The sequence below is a fragment of the Kutzneria viridogrisea DSM 43870 genome (genome assembly GCF_000525635.1).
GTDB lineage: Bacteria > Actinomycetota > Actinomycetes > Mycobacteriales > Pseudonocardiaceae > Kutzneria > Kutzneria viridogrisea.
In genome coordinates this window covers 1,844,684-1,871,364 of the sequence record NZ_CP007155.1, presented here as the reverse complement: position 1 = coordinate 1,871,364, position 26,681 = coordinate 1,844,684, and the positions used below count along the sequence as shown (strand labels likewise).

Annotated in this window: 31 protein-coding genes and 1 pseudogene; 7 read left to right on the top strand and 25 right to left on the bottom strand. The window is 71.9% G+C overall.

Features of this window, described 5'->3' with window-relative positions; genetic code table 11:
- Window positions 1–30 precede the first annotated feature (30 nt).
- Together KALB_RS08460 and KALB_RS08455 are read left to right on the top strand one after the other, a co-directional pair.
- Window positions 31–759 carry a Type 1 glutamine amidotransferase-like domain-containing protein gene (locus tag KALB_RS08460; protein WP_025355294.1) on the top strand — a complete coding sequence of 243 codons (729 nt, stop codon included), beginning with the start codon at window positions 31–33 and terminating at the stop codon, window positions 757–759.
- Window positions 760–904: 145 nt separating this feature from the next.
- Window positions 905–1,879 (top strand): hypothetical protein, encoded by a 975-nt coding sequence (locus KALB_RS08455; protein ID WP_025355293.1) that lies wholly within the window; start codon window positions 905–907, stop codon window positions 1,877–1,879.
- On the opposite strand, the gene KALB_RS08450 is transcribed toward KALB_RS08455, so the two are convergent.
- The 3 genes from KALB_RS08450 to KALB_RS08440 all read right to left on the bottom strand — a co-directional run bounded on the left by KALB_RS08450 (window position 1,849) and on the right by KALB_RS08440 (window position 4,361).
- Window positions 1,849–3,234 carry a glycine--tRNA ligase gene (locus KALB_RS08450; protein ID WP_025355292.1) on the bottom strand — a complete coding sequence of 462 codons (1,386 nt, stop codon included), beginning with the start codon at window positions 3,232–3,234 and terminating at the stop codon, window positions 1,849–1,851. The two genes, KALB_RS08455 and KALB_RS08450, sit on opposite strands and share 31 nt — an antisense overlap.
- Before the next feature lie 81 nt (window positions 3,235–3,315).
- Window positions 3,316–3,954: a class F sortase gene (locus KALB_RS08445; protein WP_025355291.1), complete on the bottom strand. Its 639-nt coding sequence runs from the start codon at window positions 3,952–3,954 to the stop codon at window positions 3,316–3,318.
- A 14-nt stretch (window positions 3,955–3,968) separates the two neighbouring features.
- Window positions 3,969–4,361: an antibiotic biosynthesis monooxygenase family protein gene (locus tag KALB_RS08440; RefSeq protein ID WP_025355290.1), complete on the bottom strand. Its 393-nt coding sequence runs from the start codon at window positions 4,359–4,361 to the stop codon at window positions 3,969–3,971.
- Between the two features lie 83 nt (window positions 4,362–4,444).
- On the opposite strand from KALB_RS08440, the gene KALB_RS08435 reads away from it, so the two are divergent.
- From KALB_RS08435 to KALB_RS08425, 3 genes are all read left to right on the top strand, one after another.
- Window positions 4,445–4,723, top strand: a complete 279-nt coding sequence (locus KALB_RS08435; RefSeq protein ID WP_025355289.1) for a DUF6703 family protein — start codon at window positions 4,445–4,447, stop codon at window positions 4,721–4,723.
- Between the two features lie 85 nt (window positions 4,724–4,808).
- A complete protein-coding gene (locus tag KALB_RS08430; protein WP_025355288.1) occupies window positions 4,809–5,240 on the top strand; it encodes an ArsR/SmtB family transcription factor in 432 nt (143 codons plus the stop codon).
- Complete coding sequence (locus KALB_RS08425; protein WP_025355287.1) at window positions 5,237–5,659, top strand: Fur family transcriptional regulator; 423 nt, start codon at window positions 5,237–5,239, stop codon at window positions 5,657–5,659. Before KALB_RS08430 ends, KALB_RS08425 begins: the two co-directional genes overlap by 4 nt.
- Before the next feature lie 3 nt (window positions 5,660–5,662).
- On the opposite strand, the gene KALB_RS08420 is transcribed toward KALB_RS08425, so the two are convergent.
- The 10 genes from KALB_RS08420 to KALB_RS44800 form a co-directional block, all read right to left on the bottom strand.
- On the bottom strand, window positions 5,663–6,448 hold the full coding sequence (locus tag KALB_RS08420; protein WP_025355286.1) for a TIGR03943 family putative permease subunit: 786 nt from the start codon (window positions 6,446–6,448) through the stop codon (window positions 5,663–5,665).
- Entirely contained in the window at window positions 6,445–7,467 is a 1,023-nt protein-coding gene (locus tag KALB_RS08415) for a permease (RefSeq protein WP_025355285.1), read from the bottom strand. The genes KALB_RS08420 and KALB_RS08415 overlap by 4 nt, the downstream gene beginning before the upstream one ends.
- 34 nt (window positions 7,468–7,501) lie before the next feature.
- Window positions 7,502–7,927: a YbjN domain-containing protein gene (locus KALB_RS08410; protein WP_025355284.1), complete on the bottom strand. Its 426-nt coding sequence runs from the start codon at window positions 7,925–7,927 to the stop codon at window positions 7,502–7,504.
- Complete coding sequence (locus KALB_RS08405) at window positions 7,924–8,742, bottom strand: isoprenyl transferase (RefSeq protein ID WP_025355283.1); 819 nt, start codon at window positions 8,740–8,742, stop codon at window positions 7,924–7,926. Before KALB_RS08405 ends, KALB_RS08410 begins: the two co-directional genes overlap by 4 nt.
- Window positions 8,743–8,792: 50 nt before the next feature.
- Window positions 8,793–9,371 (bottom strand): GNAT family N-acetyltransferase, encoded by a 579-nt coding sequence (locus KALB_RS08400; protein WP_025355282.1) that lies wholly within the window; start codon window positions 9,369–9,371, stop codon window positions 8,793–8,795.
- A complete protein-coding gene (gene recO, locus KALB_RS08395; protein WP_025355281.1) occupies window positions 9,368–10,165 on the bottom strand; it encodes a DNA repair protein RecO in 798 nt (265 codons plus the stop codon). The genes KALB_RS08400 and recO overlap by 4 nt, the downstream gene beginning before the upstream one ends.
- Before the next feature lie 10 nt (window positions 10,166–10,175).
- On the bottom strand, window positions 10,176–10,559 hold the full coding sequence (locus KALB_RS08390) for a DUF2752 domain-containing protein (RefSeq protein ID WP_025355280.1): 384 nt from the start codon (window positions 10,557–10,559) through the stop codon (window positions 10,176–10,178).
- Window positions 10,556–11,305 (bottom strand): RDD family protein, encoded by a 750-nt coding sequence (locus tag KALB_RS08385; protein ID WP_025355279.1) that lies wholly within the window; start codon window positions 11,303–11,305, stop codon window positions 10,556–10,558. The genes KALB_RS08390 and KALB_RS08385 overlap by 4 nt, the downstream gene beginning before the upstream one ends.
- A 131-nt stretch (window positions 11,306–11,436) precedes the next feature.
- Entirely contained in the window at window positions 11,437–12,339 is a 903-nt protein-coding gene (gene era, locus KALB_RS08380) for a GTPase Era (protein WP_025355278.1), read from the bottom strand.
- Between the two features lie 20 nt (window positions 12,340–12,359).
- Complete coding sequence (locus KALB_RS44800) at window positions 12,360–12,776, bottom strand: TIGR03667 family PPOX class F420-dependent oxidoreductase (RefSeq protein ID WP_025355277.1); 417 nt, start codon at window positions 12,774–12,776, stop codon at window positions 12,360–12,362.
- On the opposite strand from KALB_RS44800, the pseudogene KALB_RS45140 reads away from it, so the two are divergent.
- Window positions 12,775–13,374 (top strand): annotated as a pseudogene (locus tag KALB_RS45140) (LysE family translocator); the annotation flags it as partial. The gene KALB_RS44800 and the pseudogene KALB_RS45140 overlap by 2 nt on opposite strands.
- Here the strand turns inward: KALB_RS45140 and KALB_RS49090 are convergent.
- From KALB_RS49090 to KALB_RS08335, 8 genes are all read right to left on the bottom strand, one after another.
- A complete protein-coding gene (locus tag KALB_RS49090; protein ID WP_025355276.1) occupies window positions 13,306–14,115 on the bottom strand; it encodes a rhomboid-like protein in 810 nt (269 codons plus the stop codon). The pseudogene KALB_RS45140 and the gene KALB_RS49090 overlap by 69 nt on opposite strands.
- Window positions 14,116–14,145: 30 nt before the next feature.
- On the bottom strand, window positions 14,146–16,509 hold the full coding sequence (locus KALB_RS08365; protein ID WP_025355275.1) for a helicase-associated domain-containing protein: 2,364 nt from the start codon (window positions 16,507–16,509) through the stop codon (window positions 14,146–14,148).
- A 113-nt stretch (window positions 16,510–16,622) separates the two neighbouring features.
- Window positions 16,623–16,958, bottom strand: a complete 336-nt coding sequence (locus KALB_RS08360; RefSeq protein ID WP_025355274.1) for a hypothetical protein — start codon at window positions 16,956–16,958, stop codon at window positions 16,623–16,625.
- The gene (locus KALB_RS08355; protein WP_030111918.1) at window positions 16,955–18,223 is read right to left on the bottom strand and encodes a hemolysin family protein; all 1,269 of its coding nucleotides are present in this window, start codon (window positions 18,221–18,223) and stop codon (window positions 16,955–16,957) included. Before KALB_RS08355 ends, KALB_RS08360 begins: the two co-directional genes overlap by 4 nt.
- A gap of 28 nt (window positions 18,224–18,251) precedes the next feature.
- Window positions 18,252–18,818, bottom strand: coding sequence for an rRNA maturation RNase YbeY (gene ybeY / locus KALB_RS08350; RefSeq protein ID WP_025355272.1), 567 nt, complete (start codon window positions 18,816–18,818; stop codon window positions 18,252–18,254).
- Window positions 18,819–18,823: 5 nt separating this feature from the next.
- Window positions 18,824–19,924 carry a PhoH family protein gene (locus KALB_RS08345; protein WP_025355271.1) on the bottom strand — a complete coding sequence of 367 codons (1,101 nt, stop codon included), beginning with the start codon at window positions 19,922–19,924 and terminating at the stop codon, window positions 18,824–18,826.
- Between the two features lie 123 nt (window positions 19,925–20,047).
- Window positions 20,048–20,398, bottom strand: a complete 351-nt coding sequence (locus tag KALB_RS08340) for a histidine triad nucleotide-binding protein (protein WP_025355270.1) — start codon at window positions 20,396–20,398, stop codon at window positions 20,048–20,050.
- 505 nt (window positions 20,399–20,903) lie between these two features.
- A complete protein-coding gene (locus KALB_RS08335; protein ID WP_025355269.1) occupies window positions 20,904–21,494 on the bottom strand; it encodes a TetR/AcrR family transcriptional regulator in 591 nt (196 codons plus the stop codon).
- A gap of 70 nt (window positions 21,495–21,564) precedes the next feature.
- Here KALB_RS08335 and KALB_RS08330 point away from each other — a divergent pair, with 70 nt between their 5' ends.
- Window positions 21,565–22,095, top strand: a complete 531-nt coding sequence (locus tag KALB_RS08330) for a hypothetical protein (RefSeq protein ID WP_025355268.1) — start codon at window positions 21,565–21,567, stop codon at window positions 22,093–22,095.
- A gap of 208 nt (window positions 22,096–22,303) precedes the next feature.
- Here KALB_RS08330 and KALB_RS08325 read toward each other — a convergent pair whose 3' ends face one another.
- The 4 genes from KALB_RS08325 to hemW form a co-directional block, all read right to left on the bottom strand.
- Window positions 22,304–23,038 carry a 16S rRNA (uracil(1498)-N(3))-methyltransferase gene (locus tag KALB_RS08325; RefSeq protein WP_025355267.1) on the bottom strand — a complete coding sequence of 245 codons (735 nt, stop codon included), beginning with the start codon at window positions 23,036–23,038 and terminating at the stop codon, window positions 22,304–22,306.
- Window positions 23,038–24,204, bottom strand: a complete 1,167-nt coding sequence (dnaJ, locus tag KALB_RS08320; protein ID WP_025355266.1) for a molecular chaperone DnaJ — start codon at window positions 24,202–24,204, stop codon at window positions 23,038–23,040. The genes KALB_RS08325 and dnaJ overlap by 1 nt, the downstream gene beginning before the upstream one ends.
- An 86-nt stretch (window positions 24,205–24,290) precedes the next feature.
- The gene (hrcA, locus tag KALB_RS08315) at window positions 24,291–25,313 is read right to left on the bottom strand and encodes a heat-inducible transcriptional repressor HrcA (RefSeq protein WP_025355265.1); all 1,023 of its coding nucleotides are present in this window, start codon (window positions 25,311–25,313) and stop codon (window positions 24,291–24,293) included.
- Between the two features lie 78 nt (window positions 25,314–25,391).
- Window positions 25,392–26,609 (bottom strand): radical SAM family heme chaperone HemW, encoded by a 1,218-nt coding sequence (hemW, locus tag KALB_RS08310; RefSeq protein WP_025355264.1) that lies wholly within the window; start codon window positions 26,607–26,609, stop codon window positions 25,392–25,394.
- Between the last annotated feature and the right edge of the window lie 72 nt (window positions 26,610–26,681).

The window sequence follows — 26,681 nt, the reverse complement described above, 5'->3', positions numbered from 1 at the left end:
GGCCCAGACCTGGGCTGACAGGATCTCCGCATGGCAGCTGAGCAGCCCACCATCCTGGCCACCTCCGGCGGGTGGCGCCACGGCGAGCGGACCGACATCGAGTTCGGCAAATTGATCCACCACGCGCTGGAGCTGTCCGATCCGGGCAGTCGGCCGCGGCTGTGCTACGTCGGCACCGCGGGCGGGGACCAGCGCTGGTTCAACGCGAACGTCTCCGACGCGGGTCGGGTGGCCGGGGTCGAGGTGTCCCACCTCAACCTGTTCCCGATGCCGCCGAGCACCGACCTGGTGGACTTCGTGCTCGGGCACGACGTCGTGTGGGTCAACGGCGGGTCGGTGGCCAACCTGCTGGCGATCTGGCGGGTGCACGACCTGGGCCCGGTGCTGCGCGAGGCGTGGCAGGCGGGTGTCGTGCTCAGCGGTGTGTCGGCGGGCTCGATCTGCTGGTACGTGGGCGGGCCGACCGACTCCTTCGGGCCCGAGCTGAGGGTGGTCACCGACGGGCTGGGCATGCTGCCCTACGGCAACGGCGTGCACTACGACTCGGAGGCCGCGCGCAGGCCGGTCACCCACGAGGCCGTGGCCGCGGGCACCCTGCCGACCACACACTGCACCGACGACGGCGCTGGCCTCGTCTACCACGGGACCGAGTTGGTGGAGGCCGTCTCCGAGCGCTCGCGGGGCGGGGCGTACGTGGTGGAGCGGGACGCGGCCACCGGTGAGGTCGTGGAACACGTCCTGCCGGTCCGGCGGCTGTGAGGCCAATCCCCCAGGCTACGACACGACCCTGACAGACCGCCCTGTTGTCGATCTCTGAACGAGCAGTTGTCCACAGGGCGGTCAGCTGTCCACAGATCCGTGGCCGCACCTTCCCGGGCGGATCCGGGCGGGCGAGTGTCGAGGCATGTCCGACAGCAGCGCGACGATCGACCTCAACCTCCTCGGCGGCATGTTCGCCAACCGGGTGGCCCGCGCCAGCGACCTGATCGGTCTGGGCCTGTGCGCACGCTCGATCTACCGCCGGTGCGCGCCCGGCGGCCCCTGGCAGCGGTTGCTCCCCGGTGTGCTCCTGCTGGCCAACGCACCGCCCACCCGAGCCCAGATGGTGCGGGCGGCGCTGTGCTACGCCGAGGAGGACGCGGTACTCACCGGCTCGCACGCGTTGTTGTTGCACGGCATGCGCTCTGTGCCCGCGCCGGGCTCGGTGCACGTGCTGGTGCCACACAGGAGGCAGCTGCGCGGCACCCCGCAGGTCTACGTGGAACGCACCACGAACGTGCCCAAACCCATGCTGCGCCAGGGGTTCCTGGTTGCCCCGCTGGAACGCGCGCTGGTGGATGCGCTGCGGCACAGCAGCCACGCCGAACCCGTGCGCGCGACGATCGCGGAAGCGGTGTGGCGCAAGGGGGTTCCGGTGGCCGCGATCCAGGCCGAGCTGGCCACGGGCAACCAGCGCGGCACCGCGCTGACCCGCCGGGTCCTGGAGGAGGTCGCCGAGGGCATCCGCACCTCCGCCGAGGGCCTGGCGGGACAGCTGATCCGGGTGGCCCAGATCCCGCAGCCCCAGTGGAACGTGAACCTGGAGAACGACGAGGTGTTCCTCGGACCGGTCAGCGGCTGGTGGGCCGAGGTGGGCATGGCCTTGGACATCGACCAGGAGGCGGACACCCCGCGCAGAGCCCCGGCCAGGGCGTTCGCACGGCACGCTGCGCTACTCGCGGCCGGGGTGATCCTCGTGCAGGTCTCGACGGGCCAGCTCAAGCACGCCCCCAGGGAGGTCATCGCCGAACTGGCCTACGCACACCACCTGGCCGGTCAGCGGGACCGACCGGCCATCACGGCCAACGCTCAGCAGCCGAGGAGGTGCGGTGCCAGGTAGGACTCCAGCTGGTCCATGGCCACGCGGTGCTGGGCCATGCTGTCCCGCTCCCGGACCGTCACCGCGTGATCGGTCAGGGTGTCGAAGTCGACCGTCACGCAGAACGGCGTACCGATCTCGTCCTGGCGCCGGTAGCGGCGACCGATCGCCCCCGCGTCGTCGAAGTCGGTGTTCCAGTTGCGGCGCAGGGCGGCGGCCAGGTCACGGGCCTTCGGCGACAGCTCGGCGTTGCGCGACAGGGGCAGCACGGCCACCTTGACCGGGGCCAGCCTGCGGTCCAGCCGCAGCACGACGCGCTTGTCGATACCGCCCTTGGCGTTGGGCGCCTCGTCCTCGGTGTACGCGTCGAGCAGGAAGGCCATCATCGGCCTGCCGACACCGGCAGCGGGCTCGATGACGAACGGCCGGAACCGGGAGTTGGTGGCCTGGTCGAAGTAGGACAGGTCCACGCCGGAGTGGTTGGTGTGCGTGGTCAGGTCGAAGTCGGTCCGGTTGGCGATGCCCTCCAGTTCACCCCACTCCTGGCCGGCGAAGAAGAACCGGTACTCGATGTCGACCGTGCGCTTGGAGTAGTGCGAGAGCTTCTCCACGGGGTGCTCGTAGAGCCGCAGGTTGTCCCGGGACACACCGAGGTCGGTGTACCAGCGCAGGCGCTCGTCGATCCAGTACTGGTGCCACTCCTCGTCGGTGCCCGGCTCGACGAAGAACTCCATCTCCATCTGCTCGAACTCGCGGGTCCGGAAGATGAAGTTGCCGGGGGTGATCTCGTTGCGGAAGGACTTGCCGATCTGGCCGATGCCGAAGGGCGGCTTCTTGCGGGAGGTGGTGAGCACGTTGAGGAAGTTGACGAAGATGCCCTGCGCGGTCTCCGGGCGCAGGTAGTGGAGCCCCTCAGCGGACTCCACCGGACCGAGGTGGGTCTTGAGCAGCCCGTTGAACATCTTCGGCTCGGTGTAGGCGCCGCGGGTGCCGCAGTTGGGGCAGGGCACCTCGGACAGGTCGCCCTCGGCGAGGGTCTTGCCCGTGCGCTCGGCGTACTCCTCGGACAGGTGGTCGGCGCGGAACCTGCGGTGGCAGGAGTTGCACTCCACCAACGGGTCCACGAACGCCTCGATGTGCCCGGAGGCCGCCCACACCTCGCGGGGCAGGATCACCGAGGAGTCCAGGCCGACGACGTCGTCGCGGCCCTGCACCATCGCCTTCCACCAGGCCCGCTTGACGTTGTTCTTCAGCTCCACGCCCAGCGGCCCGTAGTCCCAGGCCGACCGGGTCCCGCCGTAGATCTCGCCACACGGGTAGACGAAGCCACGGCGCTTGCAGAGGCTGACGACGGCGTCGATGCGGTCCGCGGACAACGAGTGCTCCATCCGAACAAGGGATTCCGAAGGGAAGGCAAGAGTAGTCCGAGATCAGCACCGCACGAAGGGGGGATCAGATCACCACGGACGAGTGACGAGCTCAGCGATGGCGAACCTGTTGTCCTGGTAGCCGTCGGCACCGCCGAGGAACTCACCACCACAGGTGGCCAGCACCAGTCGATGGGCGCCGGCCTGGCCGTAGAGCTGCTCGGCCCTGGCGGGCAGGTCCCGCTTGCGCACGGTGACCAACTCGGTGATCCGGTAGGTCCAGGTGCGGCCTTGGGTGTCGACCACGCCGACCTGGTCGCCGGGGTGGTCCCGCCACAGCTCGGCGAACGGCCCGGTGCTGCCCTGCCAGTTCACGTGCCCGGCCAGCAGGGTCGCGCCCCGCTGGGCGCCGAGCGCGGCGCCCCACCAGGTGGCCCGGTCCAGGCGGTCCGGGATGGGCAGCGTCCCGTCCGCGGTCAGGTCCGAGCGGATCAGCTGGGCGGTGCCGCCCGCGGGCAACCGCACGGTGCCCACGGGCACGCCGGTGGGCACCGGGATCTCCGGGACCGCGCTGGGCGTGGCGACCTGGGTCGCCTCGCCCGCCCAGCGCGCCAGCGGCATCGCGGTCGGCACCGGGGAGAGGTCCTCGATCAGGAGGAAGGTGGTGGTGACGAGCAGTGCGGCGAGCAGGACGACGGCACTGCCGAGGTACAGCGAACGCCTGCTCATGGACCGATGATGACTCAGCCGAGGCCGCCGCGCGGGGTGGCGGGCCCTGCGGCTTCACCCAGTCGGACGGTGCCCGCGTCGCTGGCGAGCAGGCTGACGTGCTGCTCGGCGTGGCCGTCGGCGGCCGACAGCGCCAGCTCGTAGGCGGCGGGTTCGTCGGGCAGGGCCTCGGACAGCAGCGGGATGACGTGCTCGCGCACCGGGAAGGGGGACAGCGAGCGCCGGTAGGCGACAACCGAGTCGAACTCGACGACCAGCACCCAGCGGCCGTCGAGGTCGGTGGAGCGGGCCAGCCGTCCGCCCCGGCACCCCGGCTGGGCGGTCAGCAGTTCCAGCGCCGTGCGGACCCGCGCGGTGAAGGTCTCGGTGTCGGACTCGGCGACGGCGAACCGGCAGACCAGGAGCACGGCGTGGGTCCCTTCGGCGGGAATGGGAGGATGCAGCCCCGCAAGTACACCAGCCCCGTGCTGGACCGGGTCGAGGAGGCGTCGTGGCACGTCGGGGTCGTTCCCTCAAGGCACCGCTGCTGCCCGGTAGCGGCCCGCTGTCCAAGGTGCCGCCGGCCGCGGTGTTCCTGCTGGTGCTGGCGCTGTTCATCGCGGGCGTCGTGGTGCGCGGGCCGATCGGCGCTGCCCTGCTTGGCGTGTTGGCGCTGCTCGTGCTGGGCCTGCTGGGCGCCACCTGGCGAGTGCTCTCGGCGGCGGACCGGGTGCTGCGGGTGGTCGTGTTGCTGGTGCTGATCGGCGTCGCCGTCTCCGTGCTTCGATAACCATTATCAGCAGGGGCCGTCTGCGGTGGCCTCGGAGCGCCTACCATGGGTGCACACCGCACCTGAAGCAGGCTTGGAGAGGACGATGCCCACCGTGAGTCCGGACGCCGCGCCCACCGACACGCAGCGGACCGGTCCCGCGCCCGCGCTCGCGGAGGAGCACGAGCACCTGCCGCGTGCGGTCGACACACGACCGGCACCGCCGCGCTCCCCCATCACGCTGACCGCGGCGGGTGACCTGCTGCGAGCGCTGGCCGCTCCGGTGCGCATCGCGATCGTGCTGCAACTGCGCGAGGGCGAGCGCTGCGTACACGAACTCGTGGACGCGCTCGCGGTGGCGCAGCCGCTGATCAGCCAGCACCTGCGGGTACTCAAGGCCGCCGGGGTGGTCTACGGGGAGCGGCACGGGCGCGAGGTCATGTACCGCCTGGTGGACGAGCACCTGGCCCACATCGTGGTGGACGCGGTGACCCACGTGGAAGAGGGCGGCCGGTTCGAGCACAGGGAGGACGCGTGACGACCGACCAGCGCCCTTCGGCCACCGTGCCGGGGCTGCGCGCCACCAAGCAGCGCGCGGCCGTGTCCAAACTGCTCGACGAGATCAACGACTTCCGCTCGGCCCAGGAGCTGCACGAGCAGCTGCGGCGCAGGGGCGAGGGCATCGGGCTGACCACCGTCTACCGGACCCTGCAGTCGCTGGCCGACGCGGGCGAGGTGGACATGCTGCGCACCGACAGCGGCGAGGCGATCTACCGGCGCTGCTCCAGCCACCACCACCATCACCTGGTGTGCCGCCGCTGCGGACGCACCGTGGAGGTGGAAGGGCCCGCCGTGGAGAAGTGGGCGGACCGGGTCGCGGCCGAGAACGGCTTCTCCGAGGTCAGCCACACCGTGGAGATCTTCGGCACCTGCGCTTCCTGCACCACGGCGGGCTGAGCCTCAGGTCTCGTACGGGTCGCTGGGGGTGTCCACCCGCTTGAGCCCGGTGACGGTGAACGCGGGCACGTAGTTGCTGGCCTGGTCGGCCGAGCCCGGCTTGACCTGGCCGGTCACGGTGATCCACTGGTCGTTGGCGAGGGCACCGAGGTCCGCACCGAGCAGCTTGGCCTTGACCGGCATCGCGTCGGCCGCACAACAGTTGATCACCAGGCGGGCCACGTAGACCTCGCTGCCCTCGCGCACCACGAAGCCGGTCAGCTGGAGCGTGCGGCCATCCAGCGAGTTGGTGGCGTCCCAGGCAGCCCTGGTGGCCACGTCGGCCAGGCGCATGGGCAACACGTCGCCCGCGGGCAGCGGCGGGAACGAGGTCTTCACCACCTGGTCCTGGCGCTGCTGGCTGGCCACGGTCAGGTCCCCGGACCGGTTGACCGAGTCCGCGCCCAGCGCTGGCGGCGCGATCAGGAAGATCGCCAGCACGGGCAGCAGCAGCATCCAGGCGCTGCGGGCACCACCGTGCTGGTGCCCGTGCGCCTCGCAGGCACCGACGGGTTCGGCCGCACCGTGTTCGTGCCCGGCGGACTCGGCCTCGGCGGCGGCGAGCTGCCGTGCGCGGCGGATGTCCTGCACGATCGACACGGCGGCGAGCGCGAGCATGACCGCGCCGGAGACGATCAGCAGTGGCTTCAGGTCGGGGCGCACGTAACGCACGAAGGTGCCGTTCAGCGAGATCTTCAGCAGCGCCCCGCCGAGCAGCACGAGCAGGATGTTCTGGGTTTCCCGCCTCATCGGGCGCCTCCGAGCACGAGCAGTCCGGACAGCAGGGCGCAGACGATCGCCACGACGAAGGCCAGCGGCGCGAACCGGGCGGCGAAGGCCCGGCCGAAGGTGCCCGCCTGCAGGGCGATCAGCTTGACGTCCACGGCGGGGCCGACCACCAGGAACACCAGCCGGGGCAGCAGCGGCAGCCAGGACAGCGAGGCGGCGACGAAGGCGTCGGCCTCACTGCAGATGGCCAGGATCACCGCGAGCAGGGCCATCACCACGATGCCCAGGACCAGCTGCCCGGACAGGGTCTCCAGCCACTGCCTGGGGACGAGCACCTGGAGCACGGCGGTGGTCAGCCCACCGATGACCAGGAAGCCGCCGGACTCGACGAGGTCGTGCCGGGTGGTCTCGGCGAACACGGCCCAGCGGGAGCCGCCGGTGGCCTGGGGCAGCTTGCGCAGTGCCCGCTCGGCGATCCACTCGGCGCGGCCGAAGCGGGCCCACAGCCAGCCGGTGACCACGGCGGTCAGCAGGGAGCCGAGGAAGCGGGCCAGCACCATCTCGGGGGCGCCGGGGAAGGCCACGGCGGTGGCGACGAGCACCACGGGGTTGACGGCGGGCGCGGCGAGCAGGAAGGCCAGCGCCACGGCGGGCGCGACCTCCTGCTGCATCAGGCGCCGCGCCACCGGAACCGAGGCACACTCACAACCGGGCAGCGCGACCCCGGCCAGCCCGGCGACGGGCACGGCCAGCGCGGCTCTGCGTGGCAGCACCCTGCGCAGCAGGCTGGCGGGCACGAACGCGGCGATCATCCCGCTGATCAGGGTGCCCAGCACGAGGAAGGGCATGGCCTGCACGGTGACCGCCACGAAGATCGTGGCCCCGGTCTGCAGCGCGGGCACGTCCAGCACGCCGACCAGCCACTGCTGCCCGACCAGGGCGAGCACGAGCAGGGCGCAGAGCACCTCCAGGGAGGTGATGCGCCAGCGGCTGGGAGGTCGCTCGTGGACGGTGGCTGCCTGTTCGGCGGTGCTCGTCACGAGGCCATGCTGCCAGGTTTCGGCGAACGGCGTCTCAGCCCTGTTCCACGCTTGACAAGAGATCGGCGCGCAGTTGTGAGGCGGTGGACACGACCAGCATCAGGATCGTGGACAGCGGTGCCGGGTCCATGCCCTGTGCGGGGAAGGCGTAGCGCAGGGTCACGTCCATGCCCCGGTCGGTGTGCACCACGCCGAGCGTGCCGAACAGCCCCTGCCCAGCCCGTTCGGCGGCGGACACGGCCAGCGCGGGGTCGTCGGGCAGGTCCCAGGCGACCACACAGGTCAGGCTGAGCATGGTCAGCCCCTCGGACAGCTGCATGGCCTGCACCGCGCAGGGCACCTCGCCGTGCGCGAAGCTCAGCGCGCCGTCGTCGTCCACGTGCACCTCGTGGAAGATCTCCAGCGCCTCGCGGGCGGCGGTGAGCAGCTCCGCGGTGATCTTGGCCTCGTCGTCGGTCATGCGGTCACCTCGTTCGACTTGTCCTGCGCCCCGCCGAAGCGGCGGTCGCGCATCGCGTACGCCTCGCAGGCCCGCCACAGGTCCCTGCGGTCGAAGTCGGGCCACAGGATGTCCTGGAAGACCATCTCGGCGTAGGCGGACTGCCAGAGCAGGTAGTTGGAGATGCGCTGCTCCCCGGAGGGCCGGATGAACAGGTCCACGTCGGGCATCTCGGGCTGGTACAGGAACTTGGCGACGGTGCGCTCGTCGATCTTGTCGGGATTGAGCTTGCCCTCGGCGACCTGGCGGGCGATCTCCCTGGCGGCGTCACCGATCTCGGCGCGCCCGCCGTAGTTCACGCACATGGTGAGGTTGAGCACCGTGTTGTCCTTGGTGCGCTCCTCGGCGACCTGCAACTCGTTGACCACGCTGCGCCACAGCCTGGGCTTGCGGCCGGCCCAGCGCACGCGGACCCCGAGCGAGTCCAGCTCGTCGACCCTGCGGTGGATGACGTCCCGGTTGAAGCCCATCAGGAAGCGCACCTCCTCGGGGCTGCGCTTCCAGTTCTCCGTGGAGAAGGCGTACAGGGAGATCCACTTCACGCCGAGCTCGATGGCACCGCGGGCCACGTCGAGCACCACGGCCTCGCCGCGCTTGTGGCCCTCGATGCGGGGCAGCCCCCGTTGGTTGGCCCACCGGCCGTTGCCGTCCATCACGATCGCGACGTGGCGGGGCACGAACTCCAGCGGGATGTCGGGGGGCGTGGCCCCCGAGGGGTGCGGGTCCGGGGGCCGGACGGGCTTGCGCTCGGTGGCACGCCGCTGCCTGCGCAGCATCTGGCGGACTCCTCATCGGGGTGGGGACTGGGTCACCCCATCCTGCCCGACTACTCCCAGCGCAGTCCCATCACCACCGACTCGCGGGGTGTGGCCAGCACCTGGAAGCCCAGACTGCGGTAGAACGCCACGGCGTTGGTGTTGGCCTGCGAGGTCTGCAGGTGCACCCCCGGCGAGCCCTGCGCGCGCATCCGCTCGAACAGCGCGGCGAGCAGCTTGGCGCCCCAGCCCTGGCGGCGGGCCCTGGCGAGCAGGTTGATGTGCAGGTGGGACGGGTACTGGTCGAGTTGCTCGATCAGGAACCGGTCCGGCCGGTGCAGGGCGGTGACGAGCTGGTCGTGGCGGGTGGTCTCGGTGGCGGGCAGCGGGTAGCGCTCCGCGAAGCGCGGGGTCCACTGCTCACGCCAGCGCCGGTAGAACTCCCGGGTGTCGACAGCGCCCTCGGTGTACCCGGCGACGCCCTGCTCGTCGGCGATGACGAACACCAGGTCGGGGGCCAGCGTGGTGTACGGACCGGCGAACACGTGGCCGATCAGGTCCACCTCGTCCAGGTCGCGCTGGGTCGCGGTGGCCACGCAGATGTCGTGCACGGCCTGGGTGTCGGCCTCGGTGAACTCGCGCAGGATCATGACTGGCGCTCCGCGAGCACCTCGCGCACCTGCGCGGCCAACCGGTCCACGGCACCGGCCGAGGTCCTGCGCTCCACGAGCGGCAGGGAGCGGAGCTGGCGTTCCAGGTGCCACTGCAGGAGCGCGGCGACCAGACCGCTGGCCTCGCGCCGACTCGCCTGCTGCGTGCGGTCCACCTCCGCCCAGTCACCGTGGGTCAGCGCGTCGAGCAGGACCAGGGTCTCCCGGCTCGGGCTGGAGCAGCCCGCGGGACGGCAGCGCGGGCACACCGAGCCACCGGCCTGCACGCTGAACGACTGGTGCGGGCCGGGTTCGCCGCAGCGGGCGCACTCGGTGACGGCCGGAGCCCACCCGGCGAAACCCATGGCGCGCAACAGGAAGGCGTCGAGCACGAGGCTGGCGTCGCGCTGCCGGTCGGCCAGGGCCCGCAGTGCGCCGACCACCAGCAGGTACAGGCGCAGCACCGGCTCGCCCTCCTCGGCGGTCAACCGGTCGGCGGTCTCCAGCACGGCGCAGGCGGCGGTGTAGCGGGGGTAGTCCTCGACCAGGCCCACCCCGAAGGCGTCCAGGGTGTCCACCTGGGTAATCACGTCCAGCGTGCGCCCGGTGTAGAGCTGCACGTCCACGTGCCCGAAGGGCTCCAGCCGGGCGCCGAACCGGGAGGAGGTGCGGCGCACGCCCTTGGCAACGCCGCGGATCTTGCCGTGTCGCTGGGACAGCAGGGTGATGATCCGGTCGGCCTCACCGAGCTTCTGTACCCGCAGCACGACGCAGGCATCACGGTAGAGGCTCACAGTGCCATGTTTACACGCTCAGCGAATGGAATTGCGGCAGGTCCCGCAGTACCCACCAGGCCACGGCCAGCACGGCGAGCCCGGCCAGCACCCAGCGCAGGGTGGTCCACGGCGCGACGGTGCGCCCCAGCTCGCGGCGGCCCAGCAGCACCAGGCCGATCACCACGGCGGGCAGCAGCACGAGCACGGCGAAGGCGTTGTAGCCCAGGGCCGCGGGCAGGTCCAGCCGCAGCAGTGCGCCCAGGGCCCTGCTGCCGCCGCAGAACGGGCAGTCCAGGCCGGTGAGCGCGTGGTACCAGCACGGGATGGACAGCGCGCCGGTGCCCAGCGCCACCCCGGCCGCGACCGCACCGAGTGCGGCGACCGGGGTGGCGCGGAGCGCGGTGGTGCTCACTTGGTGGCGATGACCAGGGTCTTGGCGACCTTGTCGTGCCAGCCCTGGCGGCGTCCCACGTTGTCGAAGAACGGCGACAGGTAGCACAGCAGCACGAACAGGCCACCCAGGCAGGGCACGATGCCGGGCGCGAACATGACGCCGAAGCGGCCGAAGGCGGGGCCCCAGCCGGGGATCTGGCCGTCGTACTCGCGGATGACCTTCACGCCGGCGATCTGCTTGCCGAGGGTCTGGCCGCGGGTGGCGATCAGCGAGACCTCGTAGAGGACCTCGACCACCAGGATGATCAGCGGGAACAGGAACAGGGTGCCCATGCTGAGCCCGGCGGCCGCGGTGGCGCCGGTGTAGGCCCCGGTCTCCGGGTCGTACTGCACGGAGCTGACGGTGCTGGAGAACAGCCCGAAGCCCAGCAGGAACATCAGGATGGTCAGCGGGATGCCGACGATCAGGGCGTCCAGCAGGCGGGCCAGGAAACGCTGGCCCATCGAGGCCAGGCGCACCGTGCCCACGTTGGGCAGCTGGATGTAGTCCAGGCCGCCACCGGCCGAGGGCGGCGGGCTGTTGTAGCCGCCCTGCTGGCCGTACGGCTGACCGTAGGGCTGTTGCGGCGCACCGTAACCGGGCTGCTGGCCGAAGCCGGGCGGCGGGGTCTGCGGCTGCTGGCCGTAGGGCTGCTGACCGTACGGCGGTTGCTGGCCGTAGGGGTTCTGGCCCTGCGGGTCGAAGCCGGATGGCGGTGTGGTCACGGGTACTCCTGGATCTGGTGGCCAGTACGGCGCGAGGAACTATAGGGCTCCGCGCCACGAGATCTGGGGAAATACGCCAACTCGCCGCCCGATCGGTACGGATTCGCCTCGCCTTGGGGCGTAACGGCAGCTCAGAAGCCCAGCCTGCGCAGCTGCTTCGGGTCACGCTGCCAGTCCTTGGCGATCTTGATGTGCAGATCGAGGTAGATCTTCGAGCCCAGCAGCCGCTCGATCTGCCTGCGGGCGGTGATGCCCACCTGCTTGAGCCGCTCCCCGCGGTGGCCGAGGATGATCGCCTTCTGGCTGGTCCGCTCCACGAACAGGTTGGCGTGCACGTCGATCAGGTCGTCGCGGCCCTCGCGGGGCAGCATCTCCTCGACGACCACGGCGATGGAGTGCGGCAGCTCGTCGCGCACACCCTCCAGCGCGGCCTCGCGGATCAGCTCGGCGACCAGGGTGGCCTCCGGCTCGTCGGTCAGCTCCCCGTCCGGGTAGAGCCGGGGCCCCTCGGGCAGCTTGCCCACCAGCAGGTCGGCGAGCACCTCCAGCTGGTAGCCGTCCTTGGCCGAGACGGGCACCAGCTCGGCGAACTCCATCACCTTCTGCAGGGCCAGCAGCTGCTCGGCCACCTGCTGCTGGGACACCAGGTCGGTCTTGGTCACGATGCCGATCACCGGGGTCTTGCGGGCGATCTTGGCCAGCTCGTTGGCGATGAACCGGTCCCCGGGGCCCACCTTCTGGTCGGCGGGCACGCACAGGCCGACCACGTCGACCTCGGCCCAGGTCTCCTTGACCAGGTCGTTGAGCCGCTGGCCGAGCAGGGTCCGCGGGCGGTGCAGACCGGGGGTGTCCACGATGACCAGCTGGGCCTCGGGGCGGTGCACGATGCCGCGGATGGTGTGCCGGGTGGTCTGCGGCTTGCTGGAGGTGATCGCCACCTTCGTGCCGACCAGCGCGTTGGTCAGCGTGGACTTGCCCGCGTTGGGCCTGCCCACGAAGCACGCGAACCCGGAGCGGTGGCTGTCACTGGTCATCGGTCCATTGTCGCTGGTACTCAGCCGGCGGGCGCCTCGGGTCCCAGCCACACCCTGCGCGGGGTCAGCCGCAGCCGCACGGTGTAGAGCTGGTCGGCCTGTTCCACGGTCTGCCCGAGGGCGGCCAGCCCCTCCCGGTACTTGGCCAGGTACTCGGTGTGCGCTGCCACGCTCACCCCGCGCTCGACCTGGGCACGGCAGTGCAGCACCACGATTTCGTGGCCCTCGGGGTCGGCGTTGAAGTGGGCGGAGACCAGCGGCTGCCGCTCGATGTTGGCGATCTTGCGCGCGTTCGGCTCGCTGTAGACGACCAGGTCCGCCCCCTGGGGCACGAACCAGACCGGGGTCGGCGCGGGCGCCCCGCTCGCGGTGATCGTGGTCAGCCAGAGGAACCGTTCCTCGGCGAGTCGGCGTGCGGCTTGCTCAGGCAGGTCCATGCCCCCGATCCTGTCGGAAACACAGCCGTCACACCGGAGGATTAGCCTGCCCGCCGTGCTGGGGGACGTGCTGGTGCTGGGTGTGCTGCTGGGTGTCGGGGCCGCGCTCTCGGTGGGACCGATCTTCGTGACGATCCTGCACGAGGCGGCGACCAGGGGGTTCGGCGCGAGCATGCGAGTCGTGCTCGGCTCGGCGGTGGCCGATCTCGTGCTGCTGCTGCCCGCGCTGGCGCTGAGCCAGGTCATCGCGGCGATCGCCGGGGCGAGCCGGTGGGTGGGCCTGGTCGGCGCGGTGTTCCTGCTCGGGCTCGCGGGGCTGGCCGGGCGCGACGCCCGCCGCCTGTGGGGCGGTCAGCTGCCGGAGCCCACCTCGGGCTGGGCTTTCTGGAAGGGCGTGCTCGCCAACCTGGTCAACCCGCTGACCTGGACGTTCTGGCTGGTCACCGGCACGCCGGCGATGCTGGGCGCGCAGCGGGCCGGTGGCGTTGCCGGGCTGGTGCTGTTCACCGTGACCTGGTTCGTGGTGGCCTCAGGCCTGGAGGGGCTCGTCGCGCTGGGCGTGGCCCGCTCGGGGCGGCGGATCGGGCCACGCGGTCAGGGCGTGCTCTCCGGCCTGTCGGCGCTGGTCTTCCTCGGGCTGGCCGGGGTCCTGCTGGCCACGACCGTGCTCGCGGCCTAGCGTGAGCAGGGCCGAGCCGATCAGCCCGCGCCTGCGCAGGAACGGCCACCAGCCCAGCAGCCCCACGTGCAGCGCCACCAGGTGGCCCACGGTGGTGATCACCGCGTCCTCGTCGGAGTCGGCGCCCAGCACCATCAGCGGGATGAGCGCCAGCAGGCCCAGCCAGGTGAGGACCCGCACCCGGGTCGGCAGCACCAGCAGCAGGGCGCCCGCGGTGGCGAAGAAGCCATAGCTGACGCCCACGTCGATCCAGTGGCCGTCGCTGTGCGGCAGCAGCCGCATCTTGATCGCCACCATCACGGGCAGCTCGGTGACCAGCGTGCCCAGCACGTGCCCGCTGGCGAACACGGCAAAGGTCCACCACGAGCCGATCCGCCGCTCCAGCGGGGCCACGGCCACCGCGAACACCACCACGTAGCCGATCCAGTTCGGTTCGGCCAGCCACAGCGCGCTGGCGAACAGCACGCGGATCGGGTGCCGGTGCAGGTTGAAGGCGTCCGTGCTGGACCAGTTCAGCAGGTGCTGGCCGATGCTGTGCGGCACCGCGAGGATCAGCACGGTGCTCACCAGCAGCAGCACGAGGTACCAGAAGGTGAACGGAGTGCTCCTCGGGCGCGGCAGTACCCCGTACAACCACTTGGCGAAGCCGCGCACCGTCACCGGGCCAGTGTGGCAAATGCTTCCTGGCAACTAGCTGACGATCACCCGGACGAGCTCGGCAAGGGCGAGTTGGGTGCGCTCCCCCCTCTCCACGTCCTGGGCGTGCAGCAGCCCGTCGGCCACCTCCAGCGGCCGGACGAGCCTGCGCCGCCACCGCGGTTCCCCGGTGCCGTGCGTCCACCAGGGGCGGCGGAAGGTCTCGCGTGCGAACTCCACCTGCACGGTGGTGCCCGCCAGCACGGCCTGGGCCAGCGCACGCGAGTCGGCCTCGGACAGCTGCTCGGCCGACTCGCGGATCGCGGCCAGCAACCGGTCCAGCTCGGCGCCCTCCCCAGGGGCGGCGAGCAGTTCCTCGGCCAGGGCCACCAACTCCGCGGGTGAGCGCGGCTCGACCCCGGGCACGAGCTCCTCCTGGGGCACCGGCGCGGCCCTGGCCGCACGCAGCGGCTCGGGGCGTTCCACCGCGATCGCGCCGGTCTCGTCGGTGGCCACCGGGGCGTACCCGTTGGCCCGCAACAACTCCAGCGTTCTCGCCGCGTCGGTGGAACAGGCCAGCACGGTCGGCGCGAGCAGCCTGCCGTCCAACTCGCGCAACTCGCTGTGCGCGGCCAGTTCGGCCAGCACAGCGGGATCACGCGCGCTCACGCAACAGCCCACAGTGGACACGAGCAGTTCACCGTGCCGCCGCGCCACATCGGTGACCAGGTACTCCAGCGGCTGGGGCAGGTCACCGGCGGACACCGCGCGCAGGCGGTCCAGCAGGGACTCGGCGGTCTGCCCGCCGTCCAGCGCGCGGCGCACGCTGGCCCAGGAGAACCGCCACACCGAGGCGGTGTCCCGGCTTTCCAGTTCGGCGGCCCCGTCGAGCAGGGCGGTCAGTTCTCCCGAAGGCAGGCCGACGACCACTGCGGTCAGGTCGGCGCCGAGCCGGGCCGTGCCCGCCTCACCAGGCAACCAGCCCGCAGGCGGATCGCTGCCCTCGACCAGGCAGCGGGCCAGGGTCGAGGTGCAGTCGCGGGCGAGCACACCGAGCAGTTCGGCCTCGCGGGCCACCTGCCGGACCCGGTGCAGCAGCACGCTTTCCGCACCGTGCACGAGGCGGTGCGCCACCGGCCGCCGCCAGCCCAGGTAGCTCGCGACCTCGTCCAGGTCCACGAAGGCGCGCCAGCCCAGATCGGACAGGCTGCTGACCAGGTCAGTGCGCAGCGCGGTCTCGGCGTTGTCCTCGTGCAGGAAGGCGGGGCCCTCCTCGGCACTGGGCGTGGCGGGCATCGTCCACCAGGAGTTCAGCAGGGTGCCGAGCCGGAAGTCCGCGGGCAGTCCCCGCCAGGTGTCGGAGCCCGCGGTGGGCACCAGTTGATCGCCCTCGCGGGTGAGCAGGCCGGTCCTGGCGGCGAGCGCGGCCCAGAGCCGGATCGCGGACTCCGCGCAGTCCAGCGCCTTGGCCACCCTGCGCAGCTCGCGCACGCCGAGCCCACCACTGCGCCGCCAGGTCAGCGGGCGGCTGCCGGACAGCTCGACGAGCCGGGTGACGGCGTGCAGCGCGGCCGAGGCGGCGACCGAGGCAGCACCGTCCACAACGGACTGACTGATCGGGATCACCGTGGGCTCGGGCGGCCGGGGGCGCACCGGCACGCTGAACCCGGGGCCGCGCAAGGCGATGCCGACCTCGCGCGGCATCTGCACCCGGTAGCCGGGCGCTGGCAGCAGCAGGCCGCGTTCCATCAGCCAGCGCTGGTCGGGCTCACCCCAGACCGCGGTCATCGCCTCCCCGATCTGCGGGGAGGGGAAGTCCGGCGCGGAGTGCACGAGGAACTCCAGCAGCTCCTCGACCTCGGCGGGGGCCTGCCGCGCAACGGCTCTGATCCGTTCCGCGTCGCCCAGGTGCTCGGCGACCAGCGCCACGGCGTCGGCCTTGTCCAGCGCGGGCCCGAGCCGTAACCGGTCGGCCAGCCCGATCACCTGCGGCCCGGTCAGCCCGGCGAGCAGCCGCGCGGCGGGCACCCCCAGACCGAGCACCGGGCTGTCCCCGGCGCGGAACGGCTCGGCCAGCTCCCAGTGCGAGCCCTCCGACAGCAGGATCCCGTACTGCCGCAAGGTGTCCAGGGCGCGCGCCAACTCGGCGGCTGGCAGGTCACCGAACACCGGCGCGATCTCGGTGAGCTGCCCCTGGTCACCGAGCAGCCGCAGGCCGGTGAGCACGCCGAGACAGGTGGCGTCCAGGTCCGCCAGCGCGAGCTGAACCGACCTGGGGTGGCACAGGCGCACCGCGAGCTGGTCGAGGGACCGGGGCGGATCTCGTTCGGGCAACACGTCCGCGCGCAGCCCGAGCAGCAGCGCCAGCTCGGGAACCTCAAGCTGGCGCAGCCAGGTCAGCAGTGCGAAACTAGTCATCGCCGCACCTCGCTGACGCTCGGCGCAGCGCTGCGCGCTGTCCCTGCGCCCAATGGTTCGCTCGCAAGCTCGCTCACAGCACCACGCTACGACGGAGCACCGACAAGTCGCGCTCAGCGCAGGGTCTGCACAACCTCGCCAGCGGTGTTGGCCAGCAGCACCGGGGCCTGCGCCGCCAGGTCGCGCACGGCCGACAGCGAGTCGGCGTCCACCACTGGGGACTCGCTGACCACGGCGGCGGCCTCCAGGCCGGGGGCACCGCTGGCGGCGGCCGCGGCCACGGCGGCCTGCAACGCGGTCAGCCGCAGCGAGGGCAGGGAGACCGTGCACGCGGAGTAGGTGCGCCCGTCGGTGTCCCGGACGGCGGCGCCCTCGGCGGCCCCGATCCTGGCCCGCGCCGACCTGGCCAGCGTCACGATCTTGGCGTCCTCGGGGTGCAACTCGGTCATGCCTCGCCCTTCTTGTCCCGGTCGGGAGCCCGCCAGACCAGCACGGTGCTGATCCGCATCCGGCCCCTGGGGTCCTTGCCGCCCTCGGCGCGCAGCCGCAGCCCGGCGATCTCCGCCTCCGAGCCGGGCAGCGGCACCCGGCCCAGCCGCTGGGCGAGCAGCCCGCCGACGGTCTCCACGTCGGAGTCGTCCAGCTCCACGGTGAACAGCTCGGCCAGGTCCTCGACCGGCAGCCGCGCGCTGACCCGGACGGTGCCCTCGTCCAGCTGCTCCACCGGGGGCCGCTCGTCCTGGTCGTACTCGTCGGTGATCTCCCCGACGATCTCCTCGATGATGTCCTCGATGCTGAGCAGGCCCGCCGTACCGCCGTACTCGTCCACCGCGATCGCCAGGTGGTTGTGCGTGACCTGCATCTGCTTGAGCAGTTCGTCCAGCCGCTTGGAGTCGGGCACGAAGCTGGCCGGGCGCATCAGCTCGGCGACCGCCCCGCCCGTGCCGTGCTCCACGGTGGCCCTGGCCAGGTCCTTGATGTTGACCACGCCGAGCACCTCGTCCACGCTCTCACCGATCACCGGGATGCGGCTGAACCCGGTGCGCAGGCACAGCGCAAGCGCTTGCCGCACGGTCTTGGTCTGCTCGATCCAGATGATCTCGGTGCGCGGCACCATGACCTCGCGGGCGACGGTGTCGCCCAGCTCGAAGACCGAGTGGATCATCTCCCGCTCGCCCTCGTCCACCACCCCGCGCTCACCGGCCAGGTCCACCAGCTCGCGCAGCTCGACCTCGGTGGAGAACGGGCCCTCGCGGAAGCCCCGGCCCGGGGTGATCGCGTTGCCGACCAGGATCAGCAGCCTGCTCAGCGGGCCCAGCACGGTGCCCAGTGCACGCACCGGCCCGGCCGCGAGCAGCATCACCCCGTACGGGTGTTGGCGGCCGACGGTGCGCGGACCGACCCCGACCAGCACGTAGGACACCACCACCATGCTCAGCCCGGCCACCAGCAGGGCCAGCCAGTCCTGCTCGATCTCCAGCAGGCAGAACGCCGTGATCAGCACGGTGGCCGACAGCTCGCAGCCCAGCCGCAGCAACAGCAGCAGGTTGATGTGCCGGGGCCGGTCGGCGATCAGCAGCCGCAGCTGGCGGGCACCGGTGCGGCGCTGGCGGACCAGCTCCTCCACCCGCGCGGTGGACACCGTGCTCAGCGCGGCGTCCGCGCAGCCGAAGAGCCCGGCGGCCAGCACGAGCGGGACCGCGATGACGAACATCGTGGTGGCGGTGGTCACGGGTCCCGGCCTATTCGGAGGGCTGCTCGGGCGCGGCCTTGGGCTCCTCCTCGGACAGGCCGACGGCCCCGAGCACCCGGTCGTCCAGGCTGCGCTGCACGGCGGCACGACCGGCGTCGTCCCGCGCTGCGCGGTAGTCGGTGAGGATGCGGTTCTGCAGCGTGAACATCTCACGCTCCTCCGCGGGCTCGGCGTGGTCGTAGCCGAGCAGGTGCAGCACCCCGTGCACGGTCAGCAGGTGCAGCTCGTCGAGCAGGCTGTGCCCGGCCTTGCGGGCCTGGTCCTTGGCGAAGGCGGGGCACAGCACGATGTCGCCCAGCAGGGCGGGCCCGACCCCGGCCGCGTCGGGGCGGCGCGCGGAGTCCAGCTCGTCCATCGGGAAGGACATGACGTCGGTCGGTCCGGGCAGGTCCATCCAGCGCTCGTGCAGGTCGGCCATCACGTCCAGCTCGACCAGCAGCACCGACAGCTCGGCCAGCGGGCTCACGCCCATCCGGTCCAGGGCGAACCGGGCCACGGCCACGATGGTCGACTCCTCGACCGTGACCCCCGACTCGTTGGCGATCTCAATGCTCACGGGGCCTATCGTCCCCGTCGCCTCGAATCGGCCTGCACCCCGGGGTGCTCGTCCTGCACGGCCTGCCAGCGGTCGTAGGCGTCCACGATGTCCCCGACCAGCCGGTGGCGCACCACGTCGTGGCTGGTCAGCTGGGAGAAGTGCACGTCGTCCACCCCGGACAGGATCTCCTGCACGACCTTGAGCCCGCTGCGCTGGCCCCCGGGCAGGTCCACCTGGGTGATGTCCCCGGTGACCACGACCTTGGAGCCGAAGCCGAGCCGGGTCAGGAACATCTTCATCTGCTCGGGCGTGGTGTTCTGCGCCTCGTCCAGGATGATGAACGCCTCGTTGAGGGTGCGCCCGCGCATGTAGGCCAGCGGGGCAACCTCGATCGTGCCCGCCTGCATCAGCCGCGGGATCGACTCCGGCTCCACCATGTCGTGCAGCGCGTCGTAGAGCGGGCGCAGGTACGGGTCGATCTTGTCGAACAGGGTGCCCGGCAGGAAGCCCAGCCGCTCCCCCGCCTCCACTGCGGGCCTGGTCAGGATGATCCGGCTGACCTGCTTGGCCTGCAGGGCCTGCACGGCCTTGGCCATGGCCAGGTAGGTCTTGCCGGTACCGGCCGGGCCGATGCCGAACACGATGGTGTTGGCGTCGATCGCGTCCACGTAGCGCTTCTGGTTGAGCGTCTTGGGCCGGATCGTGCGCCCGCGCCGGGACAGGATGTCCAGGCTGAGCACCTCGGCCGGGGACTCCACCGTGCCCGCGGACAGCATGGCCACGGTGCGCCGCACCTCGTTCGGGCCGACCTGCTGCCCGCCCTTGGCCAGGGTCACCAGCTCGGTGAACACCCGCTCCGCGAAGGCCACGTCGGCGGGGGCCCCGGACAGGGTCACCTCGTTGCCCCGCACGTGCACGTCGGCGGCGAGCAGGTCCTCGGCCTGGCGCAGGTTCTCGTCCCGCGAGCCCAGCAGGGCCAGCACCGCGAAATCGGGCACGGTGAACCGTGACTGCGCCTGGTCGGCCACCGCGGGGGCCGCGGTCGTGCCGTTCTTGCCTGTGGTGGCGGTCTCCGACCTCGGTTCCCCGGATCGGGCAGCTCCGCCCTGTGCGCTACCGGCCACGTGGCCTCGGGCCTGCTTCCTGCGCGGTCGCGCTGGTCGTGGAGTGGTGGTGGATCGGACAGCTCCGATGCTAGTCCCGTGCACCGACAACGCGCACCGGAGTTGGTCCTGACGGGGTGTCGCTCAGACCCGGCCGAACAGTCCGAGCTGCTCGCCGCCGAGTACGTGCAGGTGCGCGTGGAACACCGTGCGCCCGGCGTCCGGGCCGGTGTTGAACACCAGCCGGTAGCCGCTCTCCGTGATGCCCTCGGACTTGGCCACCTCACCCGCCGCGGTGACCAGGTCGTCGAGCAGGCCGGGCGCGTCGGTGGCCAGGGCGAGCGCGTCCTCGTGGTGCTCGCGGGGCACCACCAGCACGTGCGTGCTGGCCTGCGGCCCGATGTCGCGGAACGCCAGGGTCCGCTCCCCCTCGTGCACCACGGTCGCCGGGATCTCCCCCGCCACGATCTTGCAGAACAGGCAGTCCGCGCTCATGGGAGCAGGTTAGTGGGCGCGCGGGCGGTGTCAGGAAGGTGCCCTTGGGGACGGTGTGGGCCTGCCACCACCGCCGCGAAGGTGGCTTTCACTGCGCTCAACGCAGCGAATGGTCCTTTCACAGCGCACCTCGGCGATGCCACGAAGGTGCCCTTCGCGACGGTGAACGACTCAAAGGGCACCTTCGCGACACGGCGGCACGGGCCCAGAGCAGCCTCGCCGAGCCACGTGCCCTGTCACGAAGGTGCCCTTCGCGACACTGAACGTCCCGAACGGCACCTTCATGACACGGGCGGCGGGCCGGCGAGCCACCAGCGGGCGGCCTCGCACTGTCACGAAGGCGCCCTTGGGGACGCTGAACGCCCCAAACGGCACCTTCACGACACGGGCAGCGGGCCGGGGAACCACCAGCGGGCAGCCCCGCACCGCCAGGAAGGTGCCATTCACGACACTCAACGTCCTGAACGGCACCTTCATGGCACAGGAGGTGGGCGAGCCACCAGGGTCACGCATCGAGCAGGTCGTCGAGGTGTTGGTCGAGGGCGGCGAGCTGGCTGGCGGGGTCGGCCCGTTCGGGGTCGAACAGGGCGGCCATGACCAGGCCGTCGGTCAGGGCGAGCAGCCGCAGCGACTCTAGTTCGACGTCGCGGGTCGCGGCGAGGGCACCGGTGTCGGCGGCGTGCCGCAGCAGCGAGGTGAACAGCTCGGACATCGCGCCCCGGGCAGCGCGCTCGGCCTGGCGCAGGGCGGGGTCGACGTGCGCGCGGCTGACCATGGCGAGCCAGACCTCGGCCTCCACCCGCAGCGGCTCGGTCAGCGGCAGCAGCTCGCAGCAGATCCGCCGCAGCAGCGGGCGCGGCTCCCGCTCGCCCACCTCGGCCACGCGGGCACGGACCCGCTCGGTGAGTAGCTCCATGGCGAACAGCAGCAGCGCGTCCTGGGTCGGGAAGTAGTGGCGCAGCGAGCCGGTGGACCAGCCCGACTCGGCGGCGACGGCGCGTACCGAGGCGCGGTGCGGCCCCTCGTTGCTGATCACCCGCCAGACGGCTTCGGCCAGCTCACGGCGGCGGGCCTCGTGGTCGACGATTTTCGGCACCCCAGATTTCTAGCACAAGTGTGTTATAAACACAGTCGTACTAATACGGTTGTGTTGACTAGGGGGACGCATGCTGCTCACGCTGGTGATCGCGGCCGAGGTCGGCTTCGCGGTGTTCCTGATCGCCGGGCTGCTCGTCCGGTACCTGCTGAAACGCCCCAAGCTGGGTGGGGTGCTGCTGGCGCTGTCCCCGGCGGGCTACGTGGTGGTGCTGGGGGTCGGTGCGGTGGACCTGGCCCGGGGCGGCACGGCCGAGTTGGCGCACACGATCGGCGCGATCCTGCTCGGCATCGCACTGGTCTCGGGCAGGCACCACCTGCACTCGCTGGACGCTTGGGTGCAGCGCAAGCTCGCCAAACAGCCCAAGCCACCGCTGGTACCCGCGGAGCACGCCGCACGGCAGCGCCGCGGCTGGGGCCGCCGGTTCGTGGAGTGGGTGGTGACGATCGCCCTGCTCGGCGGGGGCTACCTGCTCACCGGCATGGACGCGGCGCGCGGGGCCGCGCTGCTGAACGGCATGGCGTTCTGGACCGTGGTGCTGGTGATCGACTTCCTGATCTCGTTCAGCTACACGATCTGGCCGAAGGCGGCCCGGGCATGAAAAGAGCCGTGCCGCAGCGGAGCCTGGGGGTCACTTCGCTGCGGCACGGCTGCCACCGGACCGAGGGGGGAGGTGTCCGGCGGGCACAACCAGTGCCTGAGCACTGAGTTCCTGCCTCCCACCCGCAGTTGCACCAGCGTAGCCCGCGTTTGCCGGAGCGCGCTACGGTCCCAAGCTCCTGGATCGTGTCGGTTTCCTGTGAATGAACTCAGCGCCAACGCTCGGTCAGCGCGCCGATTGCGCCCAGCGCAACCGCGGCCGCCGTGGAGGCCCTCAGCACCGAGGGGCCGAGCCGCACGGCGGTCGCTCCGGCCTCGGTCAGCACGCCGAGTTCCTGCTCGCTGATGCCGCCCTCGGGGCCGACCACCAGCAGCAGGTCACCCTGCGTGGGCAGCCCGCCGAGCCGTTCACTCGCCGACTCGTGCAGCACCAGGGCGCGGGCACAGGTACGCACCAGCCCGGCGAGCTGGTTCGTGCTCACCGGCGCGGAGACCTCGGGCACCCAGGCACGGCGGGACTGCTTGGCGGCCTCCCGCACCGTGCTGCGCCACTTGGCCAGGGCCTTCTCCCCGCGCGGCCCGTCCTCCCACTTCGCCACGCAGCGCGAGGCCCGCCAGGGCACGATCGCGTCCACCCCGGCCTCGGTCGCCAGCTCCACGGCCAACTCGCCGCGATCCCCCTTGACCAGGGCCTGGGCCAGCACAACGCGGGGCGCGGGCTCGGGCACCCGGACCCGCTCCAGCGCGGTGAGCCGCAGCGTGTCCCGCTCCACCGAGTCGATGGCGCAGCGCAGCCTGCCGCCCCGGCCGTCACCGAGCACCAGTTCCTCACCGACGCGCAGCCTGCGCACGGCGGCGGCGTGGTGGCCCTCCGGCCCGTCCAGCACCGCCGTGTCCCCGGCGGGCAGCTGGTCGACCAGGAAGACCGGGGTGGTCGTGGCCACTAGCGCCGGCCGGTGCGCAGGCGGGAGAACAGGCCGCCGTGCCCCCGCCCGTTGGTGGTGGCCAGCTCCGGCTCCTCCTCGCCGCGCAGCGCGGCCAGCTCACGCAGCAGCTCCGCCTGCTTGGAGTCGATCTTGGTCGGTACCTCGACCTGGAGGTGCACGTGGATGTCACCCCGGCCGTCCACCCGGCCGGAGGAGCGCAGCTTGGGCATGCCCCGCCCGGTGAGCACCAGCTCGGTGTTCGGCTGGGTGCCCGGCTCCACCCGCAGCTCCTCGGTGCCATCCAGGGTCTTCAGCTGGAGCACCGCGCCCAGCGCGGCGGTGGTCATCGGGATGCGCAGCGTGCCGTGCAGGTTGGCGCCCTCCCGCTCGAAGGTGTCGTGCGGCAGCTCGTCCACCTCCACGTACAGGTCACCGGCCGGGCCGCCACCGGGGCCGACCTCGCCCTGGCTGGCCAGCCGCACCCGCATGCCGTCGGCCACCCCGGGCGGGATCTGCACGGTGATGGTCCGGCGCGAGCGGACCCGCCCGTCCCCGCCGCACTGCGCGCACGGGCTGGGGATGACCTCGCCGAAGCCGCGGCAGACCGGGCAGGGGCGGGCCGTGACCACCTGGCCGAGGAAGGAGCGCTGCACCGACTGGATCTCACCGCGGCCGTTGCAGGTGTCACAGGTCTGCGTGGCGGTGCCCGGGGAGCAGCCGCCGCCCTGGCACTGGTCGCACAGGATCGCGGTGTCCACGGTGAACTCGCGGCTCACCCCGGTCAGGCATTCCTCCAGGGTCAGCTCCATGCGCAGCAGCGCGTCCGAACCGGGCTGCTGCCTGCTGCGCGGTCCGCGCCCGCCGCCACCACCGGTCGCCGCGCCGAAGAAGGCGTCCATGATGTCGCCCAGGCCGAAACCGGCGCCGCCGAACGGGTCGCGCATGCCACCGGCACCGCCGCCCCCACCGCCGAGCGGGTCCCCGCCCATGTCGACGAGCTTGCGCTTCTGCGGGTCGGACAGCACCTCGTAGACCGCGGTGACCTCGCTGAACCGCTTCTGCGCCGCCTCGTCCGGGTTGACGTCGGGGTGCAGTTCCCTCGCGAGCTTGCGGTAGGCGCGCTTGATCTCCTCGGGTGTCGCGTCCGGCTTGACCCCGAGCGTGCCGTAGTAGTCCCTGGCCACCGTTTCCAGTCCTCCTGCCGCGACCCGGCGGGACGCGTCCCCCCGGCCGGTCTCGGCCTGCTTCTTCCTCGCTGCCGCGACGCCAGCTAGCGCCCGGTCAAGATGTTGCCCACGTAGGTGGCCACCGCGCGCACGGCCGCCATCGTGCCCGCGTAGTCCATCCTCGTCGGACCGACAACGCCCATGCCCCCAAGCAGGGTTCCCCCACCGCCGTAGCCGATGGACACCACCGAGGTGCTGCGCAGGTCCTCCGCCTCGTTCTCCCCGCCGATGTGCACCGTCACCGTGCTCGGGTCGTGTGCCGCGGCCAGCAGCTTCAGCACCACGACCTGCTCCTCCAGCGCCTCCAGCACGCGGCGCAGCGAGCCGGGGAAGTCGCCGACGTTGCGGGTCAGGTTCGCGGTGCCGCCCAGCACCAGCCGCTCCTCGGGGTGCTCCACCAGCGACTCGACCAGGGTCGTGGCCACCCGCAGCATCACGTCGCGCAGCTCGCTGGGGGCCTGCTCGGGCAGCTCGGCCACCTTGGAGGCGGCCACGGTCATGCGCTGCCCGGCCAGCGTGGCGTTGAGCATGGTGCGGATGCGCCCGGTGGCGTCCTCGGTGATCACGTCGCCCAGGTCGACCATCAGCTGGTCCACCCGGCCGGTGTCGGTGATCAGCACCAGCATCAGCCTGGCCGGGGTGATCTGCACCACTTCCAGGTGGCGCACGGTGGACCGGGTCAGCGTCGGGTACTGGATGACGGCGACCTGCCTGGTCAGCTGGGCCAGCAGGCGCACGCTGCGGCGCAGCACGTCGTCCAGGTCGATCGCGCCCTCCAGGAAGCTCTGGATGGCCCTGCGCTCGGCTGGGGACATCGGCTTGAGCTCGCTGAGCCGGTCCACGAACAGCCGGTAGCCCTTGTCCGTGGGCACCCGCCCCGCGCTGGTGTGCGGCTGGGTGATGTACCCGTCCTCCTCCAGCGCGGCCATGTCGTTGCGCACCGTGGCGCTGGACACACCGAGGTTGTGCCGCTCCACGATGGCCTTGGAACCGACCGGCTCGTGGTTGGACACGTAGTCGGCGACGATCGCGCGCAGCACTTCGAAGCGGCGCTCATCGGCGTTCACGCGCGTCACCTCCGGTCCGACGGGTCGATGCTCACGACAAGTTTACGGAGCCACCCCGACAACTTGATATGGCCTGGCTCATGGGAGCAGGCGCCGCACCACCCCGTCGGCCAGCAGGCGCCCCCGATCGGTCAGCACGCAACGCCCGCCGACCAGGGCCTCGGGCGCCAGCAGCCCCTCCTCGGCGCAGCGCCGCGCCTGTTCGCGGCCCGCCTCGTCCAGCACCCGCACCGACATGCCCTCGGCCAGGCGCAGCTCCAGCAGCACGCGCTCCACCCTGCGGTCCTCGGCGCTGAGGGTCTCCCGGCCCGCCGCGGGCGAGTCGCCCCTGGCCAGCGCCGCCGAGTAGCGCGCGGGATGCTTGACGTTCCACCAGCGCACACCCCCGACGTGGCTGTGCGCGCCCGGACCGGCACCCCACCAGTCCCCGCCCTGCCAGTAGCCCAGGTTGTGCCGGCAGCGCGCGGCCTCGGAGCTGGCCCAGTTGGACACCTCGTACCAGTGCAGGCCCGCGCCGCTGAGCGTGCCGTCGACCATCTCGTAGTAGGCGGCCAGCTGGTCGTCGTCGGGTGCGGGCAGCTCGCCGCGGTCGACCTTGCGGGCCAGGGCCGTACCGTCCTCCACGATCAGCGCGTAGGCGCTCACGTGGTCCACGCCCGCCTCCAGCACGGCCGCCAGCGAGGCGCGCAGGTCCTCGGGCCGCTCCCCCGGCGTCCCGTAGATCAGGTCCAGGTTGACGTGCTCGAAGCCCGCGTTCCGCGCCTCGTGCGCCGCCGCCACGGGACGGCCCGCGGTGTGCTTGCGGTCCAGCACCGCCAGCACGTGCTGGGCCGCCGACTGCATGCCCAGCGAGACACGCGTGTACCCGGCGTCCAGGATGCCCGCGAAGAACTGCTCGGAGGTGGACTCGGGGTTGGACTCGGTGGTGACCTCGGCGCCGGGGGCGAGCCCGAAGGACTGGCGCACCGCGGCCAGCACCGAGCCGAGGCCCTCGGCGCCCAGCAGGGAGGGCGTGCCGCCGCCGACGAACACCGTGTCGGCCGCGGGCGGGCTGCCCAGCACGTGGGCGGCCAGGTCGAGTTCGCGGCGCAGCCCCTCCAGCCAGCTCGCCGGGGAGGCGCTGGAGCCGAGCTCACCGGGGGTGTAGGTGTTGAAGTCGCAGTAGCCGCAGCGGACCGCGCAGAACGGCACGTGCACGTACACGCCGAAGGGGCGACTGCCCAGCTCGTCGAGCGCGCTGGCGGGCAGCGAGCCGTCGGCGGGAGCGGGGTCGGCTACGGGGAGAGCGGAGGGCACGTCCACCAGTGTCGCGCAGAACCCCGCGTGTGGGGTCGGTCACGCCCAGTCATGGTCATATGTCGGAAACCG